Here is a 16,268-nt window from a genome sequence, read left to right on the forward strand (position 1 = left end):
TAAAGTAGATAAAATAAATAAAAAACAATTAAATTTGCAGATAATACATTTTTGAATGAGTAATACAAACGATAAACAAGAGTTGATAGACACTATCATTAGAGCAATACAAGATACTAAGGGAGAAGATATCCAAGTTCTTAATTTAACTAAAATAGAAAATGCCGTAGCAGATTATTTTGTTATTTGTAGTGGAAACTCTAACACTCAAGTGTCTGCCATTGCAGGGAATATAGAGAAAACAGTGCGTAACGAGCTTAAAGAACGCCCTTGGCATACCGAAGGTGCAGAAAATGCGTTGTGGGTATTGGTAGATTATGTATCTGTAGTGGTGCATGTTTTCCAAAAGCATATTAGAGAATACTATGAAATAGAAGAGCTTTGGGGAGATGCAGAAGTAAAGAAAATAGAAGATTTAAATTAAATTTCAAGAAAAAATATGGATAAAAATAAAGGGTTCAACTGGTTCTACTTACTTATTTTTGGTGCTTTGGCGGTTTTGTTTTTGCCAAAGTTGTTTTCTTCGTCTAATACAAAAACCATTAACGAAGACGAGTTTTTTAATATGATGAAAGCAGGCAAGGTAGAGAACCTAGTATTGATGAGAGATTCTAAAGAGGGGCAAGTTTTCTTAACCAAAGCGGCAAGAACAGCTTCTAAAGATGCATCTAAGCAAGCGGATAATCCGCTTATGGCGTTACAACCGTCGCCAGATTTTAAATTTGCTTTTGGAGATTTACAATATTTTCAGCAGAGATATGATGCTATAAAGAAAGAAAACCCTCAGGTAAAAACTTCTATGGACTTTGATGATTCTGAATCGCCAATGCAGAGTTTGTTATTCCAAGCGTTGTTTTGGATAGGGATTATGTTTTTGTTCTATTTTGTTATCTTTAGAAAGATGGCTGGAGGCAGTGGTGCTGGTGGTCAGATTTTTAATATAGGGAAATCTAGAGCTAAACTTTTTGATGAAAAAGATAAAGTACAGGTAACTTTCAAAGATGTTGCAGGATTAGAAGGGGCTAAAGAAGAGGTACAAGAAGTAGTGGATTTCCTTAAAAATGCAGAGAAATACACCAAATTAGGAGGGAAAATTCCTAAAGGAGTACTTCTTGTAGGACCTCCAGGAACAGGTAAAACTTTATTGGCTAAAGCCGTGGCTGGGGAAGCTAAAGTGCCTTTCTTTTCGTTGTCTGGTTCGGATTTCGTAGAAATGTTTGTGGGTGTTGGTGCTTCTAGAGTGAGAGATTTATTTGCTCAAGCTAAAGCAAAATCGCCAGCCATTATATTTATAGATGAGATAGATGCTATTGGTAGAGCTAGAGGTAGAGGTGCTTTTACGGGAGGAAATGATGAAAGAGAAAATACGCTGAACCAACTTCTAACAGAAATGGACGGTTTCGGTACAGATACTAATGTGATAGTGATGGCAGCAACCAACCGTGCAGATATTTTGGATAAAGCATTGATGCGTGCAGGAAGGTTCGACCGTTCTATCTATGTAGATTTACCTGAATTACACGAGAGAAAACAGATATTTAATGTTCATTTAGCTAAAATAAAACTAGACAATACTGTAGAGGTAGAGTTTTTGGCAAAGCAAACGCCTGGTTTTAGTGGTGCAGATATTGCGAATGTGTGTAATGAGGCAGCATTAGTAGCAGCAAGAAAAGGACATGAAGCGGTAGGAAAACAAGATTTCTTAGATGCAGTGGACAGAATTATAGGTGGATTAGAGAAGAAAAATAAAGCAATTAAGCCTTCCGAGAAGAGAAGGGTAGCGTTCCACGAAGCTGGGCATGCGAGTATTAGTTGGTTAGTAGAACACGCAGCACCGTTGCTTAAGGTAACTATTGTTCCTAGAGGGCGTTCTCTAGGTGCAGCTTGGTATCTTCCAGAGGAAAGACAGCTTACTACTACAGAGCAGATGCTAGACGAAATGTGTGCAACTCTAGGTGGTAGAGCAGCAGAGCAAGTAGTATTTGGAACCATCTCTACGGGAGCATTGTCTGATTTGGAAAGAGTTACGAAACAAGCTCAAGCAATGGTTACTATTTATGGTTTAAATGATAAAGTAGGTAATATTTCTTATTATGATAGTTCAGGGCAGCAAGAATACAACTTTGGAAAGCCTTATTCTGAACAAACGGCTAAAATGATAGATGAGGAAATTTCTAAAATTATTGAAGGTCAATACCAAAGAGCTATCAATATTTTGAACGAAAATAGAGATAAACTAGATGCATTGGCGGATAAGCTCCTTGAGAAAGAAGTTATCTTCCGTGAAGATTTAGAAGCGATATTTGGCAAGAGAGCATGGGACCCAGAGCTTACCGAGACTCCCGTTTCATCTACAGAAAATATTAAGAAAGATGATGAGCCAGTGGTGATTGATAATGATGAAGAAAAACAAGAGCTAAATCAATAATAGAAAATTAAATAAAAAAACAGACCGCCTTATCAAAAAAAGGCGGTCTGTTTTTTGTTTTTTATGTTTGTGCCTTCTTCTCCTCTTTAGAAAAGAAAATCCAAAGGAGTACACATAAAAGTAATAAAATAGGATAAAAAGTATAGCTTACTAAGTTAAAATAATCAATACGGTTGTTACTTAGTCCAATAATGATAAGTATTTGAGCTCCATAAGGGAGAAGCCCTTGTATAACACAAGAAAAAATATCCAGTACAGATGCCATAAATCTAGGAGCTATCTTATAGTGCGTGCTTATATTTTTTGCAATTTTACCTGAAATAATAATAGCGATTGTATTATTGGCAGTGGCCATATCTACAAGGCTTACAAGTGTGCCTACTCCCAGTAAAGCAGATTTTCTTCCTGAAATAATTTTCTTTATTCTGTTAAGAAGAAATTCCATTCCTCCTGCTTTTTCAACTAAAGCAGCTAAGCCTCCTGTAAAAAAGGAAAGTATAAAAATCTCTTGCATACTGGTGAAACCTTCATATATTTTTTTACTAATTTCTAGCATCCCAAAATCCAAAATAAAAAAACCTAGAAAACTACTAAATAAAACGCCTAGTAGAAGCACTAAAAAAACATTAATGCCCATAAGCGAAAGGAGGATTACTAATAGATATGGTAGTATTAGAAATAGCTGATAGGTATTAACTGGAGAGGTGCTAGATGTGATGTTGCTGGTAGGAGTATTTGTATTTGCTAATACAATATACAGTACACAGGTAACGATAGCAGCAGGGATAGCTATTTTGAGATTAGTTCTAAATTTATCTTTCATTTCACAACCTAGTGTTTGGGTAGCGGCTATGGTAGTATCCGAAATTACGGATAGGTTATCCCCCAGCATAGCTCCACCTAACAGTGCCGCTCCTAATAGATTAATATCTATCCCTTTATCAGCAAACCCAACTACCACAGAACCTAGAGCTACAATAGTTCCTACAGAAGTTCCTGATGATATAGAAATAAAAGATGCAATTATAAAAACACCTACAGGTATATATGAAAAAGGGATAATATTAACTCCTAAATTTACAATGATATCTACACTTCCTATAGATTTTGATACCAAGGCAAAAGCTCCAGCAAGAAGATAAATAATACACATATTGAGTATCTTGTGGTCGCCACAACCATTTAGGAAAGTATCTATTTTTTCATTAAAAGACTCTTTAAATAAAATGAAAGCCACTACAATACCTGCCATCACAGCAATGGGAGAAGGCAAAGCGTAAAAATCGTTAAAATAAATACCACTGCCAATAAAGGTAAATACGAATACCAATAGAGGTACAACAGAGATAACAGAAGTTTTTTTCATTTCACAATACAGTTTTTTTAATCTGTATCAATCAATGAACCTTCTTAATTCAAGAAAAATAATGCGGAATACTTAAAGACAACATTTTTTCCTTTATTTAAGGCTTATCATTTTCAGCACCTTGCTTGTTGTTGCAGGTTGCTACCTTTCTACTAAGGTTCTTGATAAATACAGTAGTGCAAATATAATAAAAATAAATTTTATTCGTGAAAAAGTTAGTTTTAGCATAATATTTACATTGCCCACTCCTAGGTATACATTGTGGTATATTAAAATAATACTTATGTTTGCACAAAAATTACACACACTATGATAAAAAGACTACTAAGTTTGACCTTAGTCATACTTCCTTTGCTTATTCTAGCACAATTACAGAGTTTTACAGTTAATCTCACAGGAACTCCAGAAACTTGTCCTAACAACGGTACTCTTTCTTGGACGACGAGTGGAACCATCGCTAACTCTACTCTAACCTACACTATTTATAATACCGCTAATTTAACAACTCCAGTTGAAACTACCAGTTTGTTAACTTTTACTGGGCTTCCTGCAGGTACTTATAGAGTAGTAGCCACACAAACTCTAAGTGGTACTACACAAAGCAACCAAGCTACAAGTAACAACTTTACGATTAATAATCAGAAACCAAGAGAAATGATTGTATGGGCGTTTAATACCAACTCTGAGGTATGTGGAAATGATGGTTCAATTAGAATAGATGTTTATGAGGGAAGAGCGCCTTATCGTTATCAGATTTTAGATAATAATAATAATGTAAGTATAGAGGCTGAGACAAGTACAAATACTCATACTTTTGAAGGGCTTAGTGCTGGTAATTATAAATATAGAGTTATAGATGCTTGTGGGACAGGTCTGGTAGGCGAAAGAAGTGTTGGTAGAGGAGTAAGTAACTTTACAAAAATAAGATATAGAAGTGTTAATAGTAGCGACTGTTTAGGTTACCAGTTAATATTTATGGATCTTGATTTAAAAGGGGCTAAATTCCCATTACAAATTTCGGTTAGCTATACCAATCCAGAAACGGGACAAATAGTAACACTTAATGGTACAGATACAACAATGCCTGTCATTCCTAGATTTAGTGGTGTTACTAAATTACCGCTTACTATAGTAACTACAGATGGATGTGGAAGGACTGTTACACAAACTGATGAGTTTGATTTTACCAGTGGATATTCTGTCATACCTCAGCCTGCTTACAAAGCAGCGTGTGGGGGTCGGTATTTGTCATTTGAAATACATCCAGGATTAGAATATAAAAACTCTGTAAATACATTTAAAATAGAGTTTATAGAGTCTCCTAGCGGATTTGACCCAACTGTATATAATAGCTCTCATGGACAGTTAATGAAATCTCATTACTATGGAAATGAAAATCAGCCTATTCCCTTTGGAACATATCGCTATAAAATTATAGATGAGTGTGGAGTAGAATTAGAAAAAACAATGGTAATTAAAGCAGAGTTTGATTTTACTCTTTGGAATAGGCAAAGCTGTAATACTGGTTTAGTTCTTATTGAAGGTAATACTATTTATGATTTTAATAATACCAAAATCACATCTGCCCCTCAGGCATTTATAAATCAATATGGTCCACTGCCTTATACGATTCCTGAAGATCGTTTTGAGATTGTTGATGGTCATCGTAAACAATTTGTTTTAAATGATATTCCTCCAGGGCAATATACACTCTCCTCTGGTACTGATTGTAATAATTTGACTGTAAGTAGATCAATAGATGCCCCTATACAAAATATCCGTGAGGCATCTCCTGAGGTAGAGTTTGACTGTAGTGGTAAGTTTCGTTTTAATAAATATACTTTCTATCAACGTTATTTCCCAGAACAGGGAGGATGGGGAACTTCACCTACGAATATTGATGTTCCTGGGGAGAAACCAAATTATTGGGTAGCTTATGGTAGTCTTTGGGAGCGACGTTCTCCAGGTTTATACAGAGCAATCCAAATAGTAGCAATTCCTACTGTAGAAAATAATGTGTATAAAAACACTTGGTGTGACCATATAGTTCTTAAAGAGTTTGAAGTAGTAGATGTGGGCTCCTTAACTTTTTCTAATGCCTATGCGTTTGAGTGTGCTAATGGTACTTATGATGTTGTTTTGCAAGCTAAAGGAACCGCTCCTTTAACTTATGTTATAGTATCTTCAGAGGCTAATGATGCTGCAATAATTAAAAATAACGGCACTAATCCTATATTTGAAGGGCTTGCGGGAGGTACTTATTTCTTCCGTGTATATGATCAGTGTGGTAATTTCCAAACAAGAAAGCTGGATATTGCTAAGCTAGGTCGTCCAGGTATTCGTATGGCACCTGTATGCCCAACAAATGAGTTAAGTCTTGTAGTAGATGGTCTAGACTATCTAAAATACGAATGGACAAAAGAAGGAGAACCTAATAATATCTTATCTACTACCAATGTGCTAAGCCTTGGAGAATATACAGCAGATAAAGCGGGTGTTTATCACGTGCGCCTTAGTACTAATTCTCCTACCAGCTGTATCAATAGTACCTTGGATTTAAAACTTACAGTAGATGCACTTACCGCAGCAAATGCAGGAACAGGTCAAACCGTTAATCTTGCTTATGATGAAGCTATGGGAACTAGCATTAACCTTTTTGATTATTTGAAAGGAAACTATGATGGCTTTGGAACTTGGACAGAAACCACCATTCCGTCAAGTAGTCTTTTGGTAGGTAACCAATGGAAAGTTAGTTCAGCACAATCAGGGACTTATAGTTTTAAATATACAGTTACAGGGGCTTGTGGAGGCACGGCTGATACTGCAGAAGTGACTATTAACTTAGCAAAAGTTTGTTACAAAAAGCCAATTATAAGTACAGCAGGAGACGCACTCCCTACAAGAGTAGGGATAAGTTCACTTGCTAGATTGGGAGTAGATGCAAAAGGGGAGAACTGGCCAATGGTAAGAGAGGGCGGTTGGATAGCCTTAGAATCTAATACTAAAGGATTTGTGGTAAACAGAGTTGCATTTGACAGTAATGGGCTTCCTGTAGGTATTCCACCAGCTAACTTTGTAGCAGGTATGATGGTATATGACACTACCAACAACTGTCTAAAAATTTATAACGGTAGAATTTGGAGTTGTTTCTCAACGCAAACTTGCCCAGAGTAATTTTATAATATACAAATAGAAAAACAATGAAAATTAAATTATCAATATTTTTTATAGGCTTATCTATATTGACGTTTGGTCAAGTAGCCTTAGGTAAAGAGGAAATATCTAACTCATCTGTATCACTAGAATTTGGAACACAATACAGAGGGTTTATTCTTCCTTATGTAACGTCTTTGTCTTCTGTATCCAATGCAGTTCCAGGGACAGTGGTAATGGATAGTTCTGATGGAATAGTGAAATATGCACGCCATAATGGAGATTGGAAAGAGCTTACTTTTAACACCACGCATACTTTTGGAGGTGTAACGGTGGATACCACAGGTAAAGTAGATACAAGTCTGCAAAAGACTAAGGCAGAACAAACCGAAGCTTCTGTAATTATAGGAGCTAATACCAGTAATCAACCTTCGGGAATATTGGTGCTGTCAGATAATAATAAAGCAATGATTTTACCTAAGATGGATTCTCCACATTTGAAAATTATCAATCCTGCTCCAGGTATGATGGCATACGACACAAAAACGAACCAGTTGGCGGTATTCAATGGTACTGTATGGACATTTTGGAAGGATTAGAATATTAAGTAAAAAAAACAAAAAAAAGAGTTTACTATAGTAATAAGTAAACTCTTTTTTTATTGTTTTAAGCTAAATAAATCTAATAGTTAAAGGATATCTTATAGATTGATTATCTTTAGATTTAATAGCTTGTATAATAGGTACTATAATCATAAGAAGTGCTATAATAGATATGAATAAAAAACCTATCAGAATAAAGCATAAAGGTATAGATACCAAAATGGCTAGAAACATAGTGATTTGAAAGTTAATAACCTCTTTGCCTTGTTCATTTATTCCCTGTATTTCATCTTTTTTGAATGCCCAAATTAAGATAGGAGCTATAAGTCCACCAAATCCTGTAATAAGATTAAATAATTGAGATAAATGTAGTAGGAACAACATATCTTTGTCTTCTTTCATTTGAGAAAAATTAAGGCTTTCCATTTTTATAAAGTTTTTTACGAAAGTAACTAATTTATTTGATATTGAATAATCTTATAAAACTATTTAATAGCTGAAAATGATGCAAGAAGCTGTTAATTGTATTTTGGGAGGATAAATCCGTTGCTGAATTCTAAGTTTGTTTCTGGAAAGTCTAGTTCTGTGAGTTCTTTTATTTTATGAAATGCTCTCTGTTCGCTATCTAATATAGGACCACCTTTCCCTGTCTGAATTCCACTTATTACTTTCACTTTTACCAACTCTCCATTGGGTGCAAGCTGAATTCTGAGCATAGGTGCTAGAGCATTATCTCCTTTGAGGTTAAATTGTCCGTAAGTGCAAAAATTTCCTAAACTATAAGCTATAAATTTATTTTTATACATCTCTACAGCTCTTATCACATGAGGACCGTGTCCTAATACCACATCTGCTCCTGCGTCTATCATTTGGTGAGCAAATTCGTAGACATTCCCTCTATTTTGCTTATAAAAAAACTCTCTTTTTCTAGTGACTCTTTGGTGTTTAGCACCTTCTGCTCCACCATGAAAACTTACAATAACAAAGTCATTATTTTTTCTAAGTTCCTTAACTATAGATATAGCGGTTTCTAGGTCATTCATATCTTGCGAGCCAGTATGAGGAGCAAATGCAGCAAATCCAACCTTTTTATTATTGACTATTAGTTGAGTGTAGGGTTGAGCCTTAGATCCTGCAAAAGCTATTTCTAACCGACATAATGTGTTTTGAGACGACTCTATCCCTACTTGTCCAAAATCTGCCATGTGATTGTTAGCTAGACTCAAAAGGTTAAATCCGTAGTCCTTGTAAATTTTAGCCATTTCAGTAGGTTGGCGAAAACAGAAAATATTATTTCCTTTTCCTTTAGGAATACCTCCTGAATCTAAAAATACACCTTCAACATTGGCAAAAGCAACATCTGTATGCTTTATGAAAGGTTTAAATTCAGCCATTAGTTCTTCACCACCATTAGGAGGAAGAAAAGAAGGGTCAGGGAAATTAGAACCAAACATGACATCTCCCACCGCAATAATACTCAAACTATCTTGATTTTGAACGGTTGCAGGGGGCGATATATTTGGCTCTATGTTATTTACTTGTGTAGTATTTGTTTTAGTTGAAAGCGCTACTTTATTATGCTTTGAACTCGCTAAAATGTAATATATAGAAAAACCTAATAGTAATAATCCTATTGTACCCCATAGGCTTTGTTTCCAAATTTTCATAGATTTATATTCAATAATGTTCATGGGGTAAATATAATAGATTTTTAAAAGATAGATGCTATTTTATTAGCATAAAAAAAATCCGATACATATTTTGTACCGGATTTATATTATTTCAAAAAAGTATTTAATTCTTATAAAGAAGCTGCTTGTATGTCTTGTTTTTTCTGTTGTGCTATTACCATTTCAGGTGTTAATATTCTTTTAGCGAATCTAAATCTAGCTCTCCAGTAATTGCTGTTTAACGAAGAAAAACTCACTCCTTGAGAACTGGAAGCGTGTATAAATTTCACGTCGCCTTCCTCGGTTATTTCATGAACAATAGCAACATGAGAAATCCTACCTCTTCCTTGTGAGAAAAATAATAAATCTCCTTTCTGTAATTCTTCTTTTGATACTATCTCACCCTCTTGTGCCTGTGCCGCAGCTACTCTAGGAAGGCTTATGCCAGTAACCTCATTAAATACAGATAGTACAAAAGCAGAGCAGTCTATCCCGCTTCTACTTGTTCCTCCATAACGGTAGGGAGTTCCTAAATAGGTGCTTGCTTGGCTAAGAATTTCGTCTATTGTTTGTGAATGTCTAATAGCCTTCTCTATTTCGGCTTTAGTTTCTAAATTATTTACTTTGGCTAAAGTTGTTTTTACTGCAACATAGTTAGCTTCGTTTTCATCTTGATAAAGAGATTGTTTTGCCGAAGTTAAACTTGCTTTACTTATCCTAGGTACTTTGGTATTAGATTTGTATTCAGATGCATTAGCGTTAGAAGGAGTAGCTGTAACTACATAGTTACTAACACACGACTGTAAGGAAAAAGTGGCTAAAACTAATAAAATGTATACTAAATTTTTGTTTTTCATTTTCGATGATTTAGTTGGTTTCTTCCAATAAAGAATAATTTCTTTTTGAAAAGGACCCCACAAAGGTAAATAATCTAGAGGAACCTCTTTTTAATGTGTTACAGAGAATTCTATGTTTTAACAGTTTTTAACATTATTGTAAGATTTGTTAAAATAAAAAACCACAGAAATTCCTTGTTTTAGGTTTTTCTGTGGTCTTGATTTGTTAATATATTTTAACACCTTTGCTTTATCTTGTAAAGAGGAGTTCTCTGTATTTTGTCATTGGCCAAAGCTCATCATCTACCATCATTTCCAATTCGTCTGAAGCCTCACGAATACTATCAAATAAAGGCTTTACTTTTGAGCAATAAGCTTCCGCTTGTTTCATACCATGTAATTCTTTAGCTTTAGCTTTTTCTGAAAGAAGTTCATCTACGCCTAGTTTTATTTTGGATACATTTTTAGAAATTTCGGAGATGAGGTTTAGTTGCTCTTTTGCGAGAATCTTGTACTCTTTTTCAGGGAAGATTTCTTTTAATCCTTTAACATTTTCTATTAGTCTATTTTGATAGTTAAGTGCGGCAGGGATAATATGATTTCTTGCAATATCTCCTAATACTCTAGCTTCAATGTCTATTACGGTAGAATATTTTTCTATCTTGATTTCGTTTCTCGCTTGGAACTCTCTTTTTGAATAAATTCCGAGTTCTTCATAAAGTTGTACAAACTTATCGTTTAATTCATTTTTAAGAGCTTCAGGTGTAGTTTTTAAATTGTTAAGACCTCTTTTCTTTGCTTCTTTTTCCCATTCTTCAGAATAGCCATCGCCTTCAAAAATGATATTTTTAGACTGTTTTACATATTCTCTTAATACATTAAATATCGCTTCATCTTTTTTAAGACCTTTTTCAATCAGCGCATCTACTTCTTTTTTGAAAACGCCTAGTTGTTTAGCCATAATTACATTCATTACCGTCATTGGTTCGGCACAGTTTGCAGAAGAACCTACGGCACGAAGTTCGAATTTATTTCCTGTAAAAGCGAATGGAGAGGTTCTGTTTCTATCGGTATTGTCCAATAAAATCATTGGGATTTTCCCTACAACATTTAGTTTTAAATCTGTTTTTTCTTCAGGAGATAATTTTCCGAAAGTTACTTTTTCAAGTTCGTCGAGAACGCCTGAAAGCTGACTTCCTATGAAAGCGGAAATAATGGCAGGTGGGGCTTCGTTTGCTCCTAAACGGTGGTCGTTACTTGCAGAAGCGATGCTTGCTCTAAGTAAATCTGCATAGTCATGAACGGCTTTTAAGGTATTTACAAAAAATGTTAAAAATTGTAAGTTCTTTTTAGGGTTTTTACCTGGGCTTAAAAGGTTTTCTCCAGTATCTGTGCTTAGAGACCAGTTATTATGTTTTCCGCTACCATTAACTCCAGCGAAAGGCTTTTCGTGGAATAAAATATGGAAGTGATGTTTGTGTGCTACTCTCGCCATAACATCCATCAAAAGTGAGTTGTGGTCCACAGCGACATTGGCTTCTTCAAACATCGGAGCGAGTTCAAATTGGTTAGGAGCTACCTCGTTGTGTCTTGTGGTAACGGGTATCCCTAGTTTCATACATTCTATTTCTAGCTCTTTCATAAAGTTCATTACTCTAGTAGGAATAGAACCAAAGTAATGGTCGTCTAACTGCTGACCTTTGGCAGGAGAGTGTCCTAAAAGAGTTTTTCCTGTAATTACAAGGTCTGGTCTAGATTGGTAAAGAGCGGTATCTACTAAGAAATATTCTTGTTCCCAGCCAAGAGTGGCAGTAACTTTATTTACATTTTTATCAAAATAAGCTTTACATACCTCAGTTGCTGCCATATCTATAGCGTGTAGAGCTTTTAGAAGAGGTGTTTTGTAATCCAGAGTTTCTCCTGTATAAGAAATAAAAATAGAAGGAATACATAAGGTAGTCCCCATAATAAAAGCTGGAGAGGTTGGGTCCCAAGCGGTGTAGCCTCTAGCTTCAAAAGTGTTTCTTATACCTCCGTTAGGGAAGGAAGAAGCGTCTGGCTCTTGCTGGATAAGCATACTTCCGTTAAATCTCTCAATAGCTCTACCGTCTCCTATAGGAGTGAAAAAGCTATCGTGCTTTTCTGCTGTAGCACCTGTAAGTGGCTGAAACCAATGTGTATAGTGTGTAACACCTTTGTTCATAGCCCAATCTTTCATGGCTACTGCAACTTGGTCTGCAATGTGGTGTTCTATTTTAGAACCCATTTTCATCGCGTCTAAAATAGAATTGAAAGCCTCTTTGGTTAAGTATTTTCTCATAGTTTCTACGGAAAATACATTTTGGCAAAATAAATCTGATAATTTAGTAGGTACATCTATAGCATTAGATCTTCTATAGTCCCTAAATGGAAGCTCTGATAAAGCTTTAAATCTTAAAGTTGACATATTTTGTAATTTTACATGGGGCTAAATTACAAAAAAATCAATTAAAAATAAATAAACCCCTATTAAATTTAGGGGGTTAATGTGTAAAAAGTGTGTTTATTTGAATTCGTATGGCTTTAAAATCTTTTTTTGAGGTACTTTTTTCTTTTCGTCTGCTCCAAAATTATAGGTAAGTCCTATACCTAAGGTTTGTTTCATTTGTAATTTTTGTATTTGGTCGTGGTCATATAGTAGATTAACCATTACCACGGTGGTAATAAATTTGCTAAATTTGAGATTGAGCGTACCCGTATAATTAATATCTACTCTTTCTGAATGGTGCAGATAATTGGTAAAGAATCCTATTTGATTCACTAGATTGACGTCTTTATAAACTTTAAGTCTATACAAAGCGGTGAGCATCGCACCGAGCTCTGTTCTTACTGATTGCCCATCTCTTTCCAAACCATATCGTCCTGCCCTTTGCAGTTTTTCGTCTAAAACAAAGGTAAGCTTTGTATTTGCAGGACGGAATACCACTTGAAAGTTTTCATTAGGATTATAAGAAATACCCATACCCGCATTTATGTATCCGGGAGCCATAAATTTTGAAATCCTATTTTCATATACAGGCTTTGGAGTAATTGCGTAGTTGTACCCTGGCATAAATTGAGTTAGAAACTGAATCCCCATAGAGAGGTAATAGTTTCTACCTATCTCATAGCCGTAGTTACTCATAATATTGAGGTAATCATCAGTTTTTCTTGCAACTTGGTTTTGAGTTGAAACCATACCGTATCCCATTCTTACAATGTTTTCCCAGTAATGGTTTCTGTTTTTATAACTTAGATTGTAGTCTATATTTCCTATTACCCCAATGCTGTTATTACCCCCAGAGTTCCAGTTAGAAAAGCTAGATTGGTTAAAGACCAAAGTATTCTGTCCCCAAAAATACCATTTCTGAGGAGTGTCCATTCTTAGAAATTTATAGGGAGTTACAGGGATATCTTCTTTGATGTTTTTAGGTGGAGACGGGGAAATTAGGGTGTCTATTTTATAGGATTTAAGGGCAATTAAATGCTCTTTACTAAAGCTATCTATATCTATGATATTGGATCCCCAATGCTTGTTGCTTATAGAATCTATTAGCTTTTTATTATGCTGTATTTGTCCTAGTACAAAAGTATGACAAATTGATAAAATAAAAAGGGCTAAATGTTTTAGCATTAGTAATTTATTTATAATTTTAGTACAAAAATAGGACAGTTTTTCTATTTACGAAAAATAAAGTCTCTTTTTTTGGTTTGGCAAAACATTTGTGAGGAAAACCGACATGTTTAAAAATGAATCTTTTCGCTCTATAAAAGTACCAATTGTAGTATTATCAGCTATATGGTTGGGATTTTTATTACAATCTATGGACTTAGTGGAGCATTGTCAGGGAGCGCTAATTCCGTTAGCTCCAGAAGGGCTAAAGGGTGTTTTGTTTTCTCCTTTTTTACATTCTGGCTTAGAGCATATATGGAGTAACTCTGTTCCTCTAGGTGTTTTACTTTTTTTATTGTACGAGTTTTACCCTAAAATAGCAAATGTTATTTTCTTATTGGGTTGGTTGTCTACTGGGTTTTTAGTTTGGCTTACACCTCAGGTAGACTTATTTACAGGAGAAATGCATTATACCTGTATTATAGGTGCTAGTGGTATAGTCTATATGTTGGCTTTCTTCTTATTCTTTAGTGGAATTTTTAGATGGAATATGAAATTACTCACCATCTCTCTCCTTGTAGCTTTGTATTATGGAAGTTTAATTTGGGGAATTTTTCCTGAAGAATTCTTTTCTCAACTAGACCAGCCCAGCCAAATCTCATGGCAGTCTCATTTAGTAGGAGCGGTAGTGGGCGTTGTTTTAGCTTTTATGTATAGAAAACAAGGCGAAAAGAAACGCCGATTTATATGGCAGTACCCTAATTATTATAGTGAAAAAGACGATAAGCTTTGGCAAGCCTACAAAGCAGAACACCCCGAAGATTTTGAGGAGCTCCCAAAGCTGAATGAACCTGATATATGGGAAGAACTTAATAGATTGCGTAGACAGTAGCTATTTATTTTTGGTTTCCTCTAAAATAATAGAAGTTAGTTGCTGTTTTCTTCTTTCTTTAGTTTCTTCTTTTTTGGCAGAAGTAATCCATAGCATTAGCTCTTTTTTTCGAGTGTACGACACCTTGTCATAAGCTAATTTTACTTCAGGATAAGCATTAAATATAGTTAATACTTCCTCTGGTATAACAACAACTCGTTCCTCTAAATCTTGCTGAAGGCTTACCTCTACAGTGTCTCCAAAGGTTTTATTTAATGATGCTCTAATTTCTTTAGTTAAAATTAAAAAATGGTAGGATTTGCCCATTTTAGCAAGACTTCCTCGGTATGGCACTTTATTGTCAAATAGCACTTTTACCTTTACTTGCCCTTTCTTTCCAAAAAGTTCCTCGGTGGAAAAAGGGAAGACAACATAGCCAGCATTGTCTGTTCCGTGTTGGATAATTTCTGCGGTGAAGTTAATAGTTTCCATATTAAATATTTCCTTTTAGAAAATCTTGTCTTAGAGGTTCATCTAGTTTTTCTATGGCATATCTTAGAGTAGTTCTTGGCATAGCGGTATAATGCTGTTTGAGGAACTCTAATAATACTTCTTCATTTCTTTTGCCTAGTTCTCTTAACATCCAGCCATTAGCTTTATGCATTAAGTCGTGAGGGTGGTTAAGGTGTTTCAAGATGAGTTTTTGAGGGAGAGAATACTGCTTTTTTCGTATGTAATAAAGCATTGATACTACTGCAATTCTATTATGCCACAGATTTTTAGAATTAGCTAGACTGTCTAAAAGATATTCAGCATCGTTATCAAAACAATATCTGCCCAAAAGTTTATAAGCGGAAGTATCTACCAAATCCCAATTATTAACGCCTTCAAGGTTTGATAAATAAAAATCTATCAACTCTTTTCGTTTTGAAGATGTTTTTTCAAATTTTAACACGAGCATAAGCAGTGCAGTCAATCTATGTTCATGTATTTTTGACTGTAGGAGTTGCTTAATATCTTCCAAAGAAACTGTTTGCCAAAAAGCTTTTGCAACTTGCCTTTGGTCTGGTACGGTAACACCAATAAATAGGTCTCTCTCGGCATATTCTCCTTTATTAGCTTTAAAATATTTAAGACTAAATGTAGCTCTTTGCTTGTCGGATAAATCTTTGAGGGCTTGTTTAATTTCTTGTAAAATCATTTTGCAAATGTAGTAGATTATAGGATACACTCATTTAAAAAAATAATGACTATATTTGTTCTGCTAATGAGTAAAAAAGTCTGCATATTGTTTTTGCTACTGTGTTTAGGTATTTTTATTTTTCCTAAGCAGAATGGTTATGCAAGTATGACGAAAGTGGTGCAAGTAGAGTCTTCTAACTGTTGTGGAGAGAAGCATTCTAAGGAGTGTTGTTCTACTCATTCTAAAGGAGAAAATCAGCATCAAAACCCTTGTGGAACGGATTGTAATAAATGCCCTAATGTTTATTCATTTAATCAATTAGTCTATTCCTTGGATACCACTCAATGGGTGGCTTTATGTCATTTAAAATTTCATAAAAAACCAAATACTCATTATTTCAGATTTATTCCTACTAAGCCTTTAGTAGAGATTTGGCAACCACCCAAAATAGGTTAATTTATTAAGTGTTTTTTAGGTAAGATAATCCTAAAAATAGCAGTTAAAATATCGTTTCGTTAAATAATGAAA

The 16,268-nt window shown here is 34.8% G+C and carries 14 protein-coding genes and 1 riboswitch; of the genes, 6 read left to right on the forward strand and 8 right to left on the reverse strand.

Translation table 11 applies throughout. The annotated features are described in order from the left end of the window. Nucleotides 1-55: 55 nt before the first annotated feature. Both rsfS and ftsH read left to right on the forward strand, forming a co-directional pair. Nucleotides 56-424, forward strand: coding sequence for a ribosome silencing factor (rsfS, locus tag D1J36_RS04830; protein WP_014937664.1), 369 nt, complete (start codon nucleotides 56-58; stop codon nucleotides 422-424). A 15-nt stretch (nucleotides 425-439) separates the two neighbouring features. Continuing rightward, nucleotides 440-2,428 carry an ATP-dependent zinc metalloprotease FtsH gene (gene ftsH / locus D1J36_RS04835; protein ID WP_154137434.1) on the forward strand — a complete coding sequence of 663 codons (1,989 nt, stop codon included), beginning with the start codon at nucleotides 440-442 and terminating at the stop codon, nucleotides 2,426-2,428. 61 nt (nucleotides 2,429-2,489) lie between these two features. Here ftsH and D1J36_RS04840 read toward each other — a convergent pair whose 3' ends face one another. Further along, the gene (locus D1J36_RS04840; RefSeq protein WP_154137435.1) at nucleotides 2,490-3,794 is read right to left on the reverse strand and encodes a Na+/H+ antiporter NhaC family protein; all 1,305 of its coding nucleotides are present in this window, start codon (nucleotides 3,792-3,794) and stop codon (nucleotides 2,490-2,492) included. Between the two features lie 74 nt (nucleotides 3,795-3,868). Next, nucleotides 3,869-3,967: riboswitch (SAM-I-IV-variant riboswitch) on the reverse strand. A 136-nt stretch (nucleotides 3,968-4,103) separates the two neighbouring features. On the opposite strand from D1J36_RS04840, the gene D1J36_RS04845 reads away from it, so the two are divergent. Together D1J36_RS04845 and D1J36_RS04850 are read left to right on the forward strand one after the other, a co-directional pair. After that, nucleotides 4,104-6,968 (forward strand): hypothetical protein, encoded by a 2,865-nt coding sequence (locus D1J36_RS04845; RefSeq protein ID WP_154137436.1) that lies wholly within the window; start codon nucleotides 4,104-4,106, stop codon nucleotides 6,966-6,968. A 26-nt stretch (nucleotides 6,969-6,994) separates the two neighbouring features. Beyond that, nucleotides 6,995-7,546: a hypothetical protein gene (locus D1J36_RS04850; RefSeq protein WP_154137437.1), complete on the forward strand. Its 552-nt coding sequence runs from the start codon at nucleotides 6,995-6,997 to the stop codon at nucleotides 7,544-7,546. A gap of 72 nt (nucleotides 7,547-7,618) precedes the next feature. Here D1J36_RS04850 and D1J36_RS04855 read toward each other — a convergent pair whose 3' ends face one another. The 5 genes from D1J36_RS04855 to D1J36_RS04875 all read right to left on the reverse strand — a co-directional run bounded on the left by D1J36_RS04855 (nucleotide 7,619) and on the right by D1J36_RS04875 (nucleotide 13,707). Beyond that, the gene (locus tag D1J36_RS04855; RefSeq protein WP_154137438.1) at nucleotides 7,619-7,975 is read right to left on the reverse strand and encodes a DUF4870 domain-containing protein; all 357 of its coding nucleotides are present in this window, start codon (nucleotides 7,973-7,975) and stop codon (nucleotides 7,619-7,621) included. 92 nt (nucleotides 7,976-8,067) lie between these two features. Further along, nucleotides 8,068-9,240: a CapA family protein gene (locus tag D1J36_RS04860; protein ID WP_154137439.1), complete on the reverse strand. Its 1,173-nt coding sequence runs from the start codon at nucleotides 9,238-9,240 to the stop codon at nucleotides 8,068-8,070. A gap of 110 nt (nucleotides 9,241-9,350) precedes the next feature. Next, on the reverse strand, nucleotides 9,351-10,076 hold the full coding sequence (locus D1J36_RS04865) for a C40 family peptidase (RefSeq protein ID WP_154137440.1): 726 nt from the start codon (nucleotides 10,074-10,076) through the stop codon (nucleotides 9,351-9,353). A gap of 229 nt (nucleotides 10,077-10,305) precedes the next feature. Continuing rightward, nucleotides 10,306-12,501, reverse strand: a complete 2,196-nt coding sequence (locus D1J36_RS04870) for a glutamine synthetase III family protein (RefSeq protein WP_154137441.1) — start codon at nucleotides 12,499-12,501, stop codon at nucleotides 10,306-10,308. Between the two features lie 96 nt (nucleotides 12,502-12,597). Then, on the reverse strand, nucleotides 12,598-13,707 hold the full coding sequence (locus tag D1J36_RS04875; RefSeq protein ID WP_154137442.1) for a DUF3078 domain-containing protein: 1,110 nt from the start codon (nucleotides 13,705-13,707) through the stop codon (nucleotides 12,598-12,600). 106 nt (nucleotides 13,708-13,813) lie between these two features. Between D1J36_RS04875 and D1J36_RS04880 the strand changes: the two genes are divergently transcribed. Next, entirely contained in the window at nucleotides 13,814-14,578 is a 765-nt protein-coding gene (locus D1J36_RS04880; RefSeq protein WP_154137665.1) for a rhomboid family intramembrane serine protease, read from the forward strand. Here D1J36_RS04880 and D1J36_RS04885 read toward each other — a convergent pair whose 3' ends face one another. Both D1J36_RS04885 and D1J36_RS04890 read right to left on the reverse strand, forming a co-directional pair. After that, a complete protein-coding gene (locus tag D1J36_RS04885) occupies nucleotides 14,579-15,049 on the reverse strand; it encodes a YdeI/OmpD-associated family protein (RefSeq protein ID WP_154137443.1) in 471 nt (156 codons plus the stop codon). It lies immediately after the preceding gene. Between the two features lies 1 nt (nucleotide 15,050). Then, nucleotides 15,051-15,758 (reverse strand): DNA alkylation repair protein, encoded by a 708-nt coding sequence (locus D1J36_RS04890; RefSeq protein WP_154137444.1) that lies wholly within the window; start codon nucleotides 15,756-15,758, stop codon nucleotides 15,051-15,053. Nucleotides 15,759-15,803: 45 nt separating this feature from the next. On the opposite strand from D1J36_RS04890, the gene D1J36_RS04895 reads away from it, so the two are divergent. Next, a complete protein-coding gene (locus tag D1J36_RS04895; RefSeq protein WP_185147743.1) occupies nucleotides 15,804-16,196 on the forward strand; it encodes a hypothetical protein in 393 nt (130 codons plus the stop codon). Nucleotides 16,197-16,268: the final 72 nt, after the last annotated feature.

This window comes from Riemerella anatipestifer (genome assembly GCF_009670965.2).
Lineage (GTDB): Bacteria > Bacteroidota > Bacteroidia > Flavobacteriales > Weeksellaceae > Riemerella > Riemerella anatipestifer_B.

Excerpts from the sequence above, each read along its gene's own strand:
- rsfS (WP_014937664.1), top strand. The coding sequence starts at position 56 with ATGAGTAATACAAACGATAAACAAGAGTTGATAGACACTATCATTAGA.
- ftsH (WP_154137434.1), top strand. The coding sequence starts at position 440 with ATGGATAAAAATAAAGGGTTCAACTGGTTCTACTTACTTATTTTTGGT.
- D1J36_RS04840 (WP_154137435.1), bottom strand. The coding sequence starts at position 3,794 with ATGAAAAAAACTTCTGTTATCTCTGTTGTACCTCTATTGGTATTCGTA.
- D1J36_RS04845 (WP_154137436.1), top strand. The coding sequence starts at position 4,104 with ATGATAAAAAGACTACTAAGTTTGACCTTAGTCATACTTCCTTTGCTT.
- D1J36_RS04850 (WP_154137437.1), top strand. The coding sequence starts at position 6,995 with ATGAAAATTAAATTATCAATATTTTTTATAGGCTTATCTATATTGACG.
- D1J36_RS04855 (WP_154137438.1), bottom strand. The coding sequence starts at position 7,975 with ATGGAAAGCCTTAATTTTTCTCAAATGAAAGAAGACAAAGATATGTTG.
- D1J36_RS04860 (WP_154137439.1), bottom strand. The coding sequence starts at position 9,240 with ATGAACATTATTGAATATAAATCTATGAAAATTTGGAAACAAAGCCTA.
- D1J36_RS04865 (WP_154137440.1), bottom strand. The coding sequence starts at position 10,076 with ATGAAAAACAAAAATTTAGTATACATTTTATTAGTTTTAGCCACTTTT.
- D1J36_RS04870 (WP_154137441.1), bottom strand. The coding sequence starts at position 12,501 with ATGTCAACTTTAAGATTTAAAGCTTTATCAGAGCTTCCATTTAGGGAC.
- D1J36_RS04875 (WP_154137442.1), bottom strand. The coding sequence starts at position 13,707 with ATGCTAAAACATTTAGCCCTTTTTATTTTATCAATTTGTCATACTTTT.
- D1J36_RS04880 (WP_154137665.1), top strand. The coding sequence starts at position 13,814 with ATGTTTAAAAATGAATCTTTTCGCTCTATAAAAGTACCAATTGTAGTA.
- D1J36_RS04885 (WP_154137443.1), bottom strand. The coding sequence starts at position 15,049 with ATGGAAACTATTAACTTCACCGCAGAAATTATCCAACACGGAACAGAC.
- D1J36_RS04890 (WP_154137444.1), bottom strand. The coding sequence starts at position 15,758 with ATGATTTTACAAGAAATTAAACAAGCCCTCAAAGATTTATCCGACAAG.
- D1J36_RS04895 (WP_185147743.1), top strand. The coding sequence starts at position 15,804 with ATGACTATATTTGTTCTGCTAATGAGTAAAAAAGTCTGCATATTGTTT.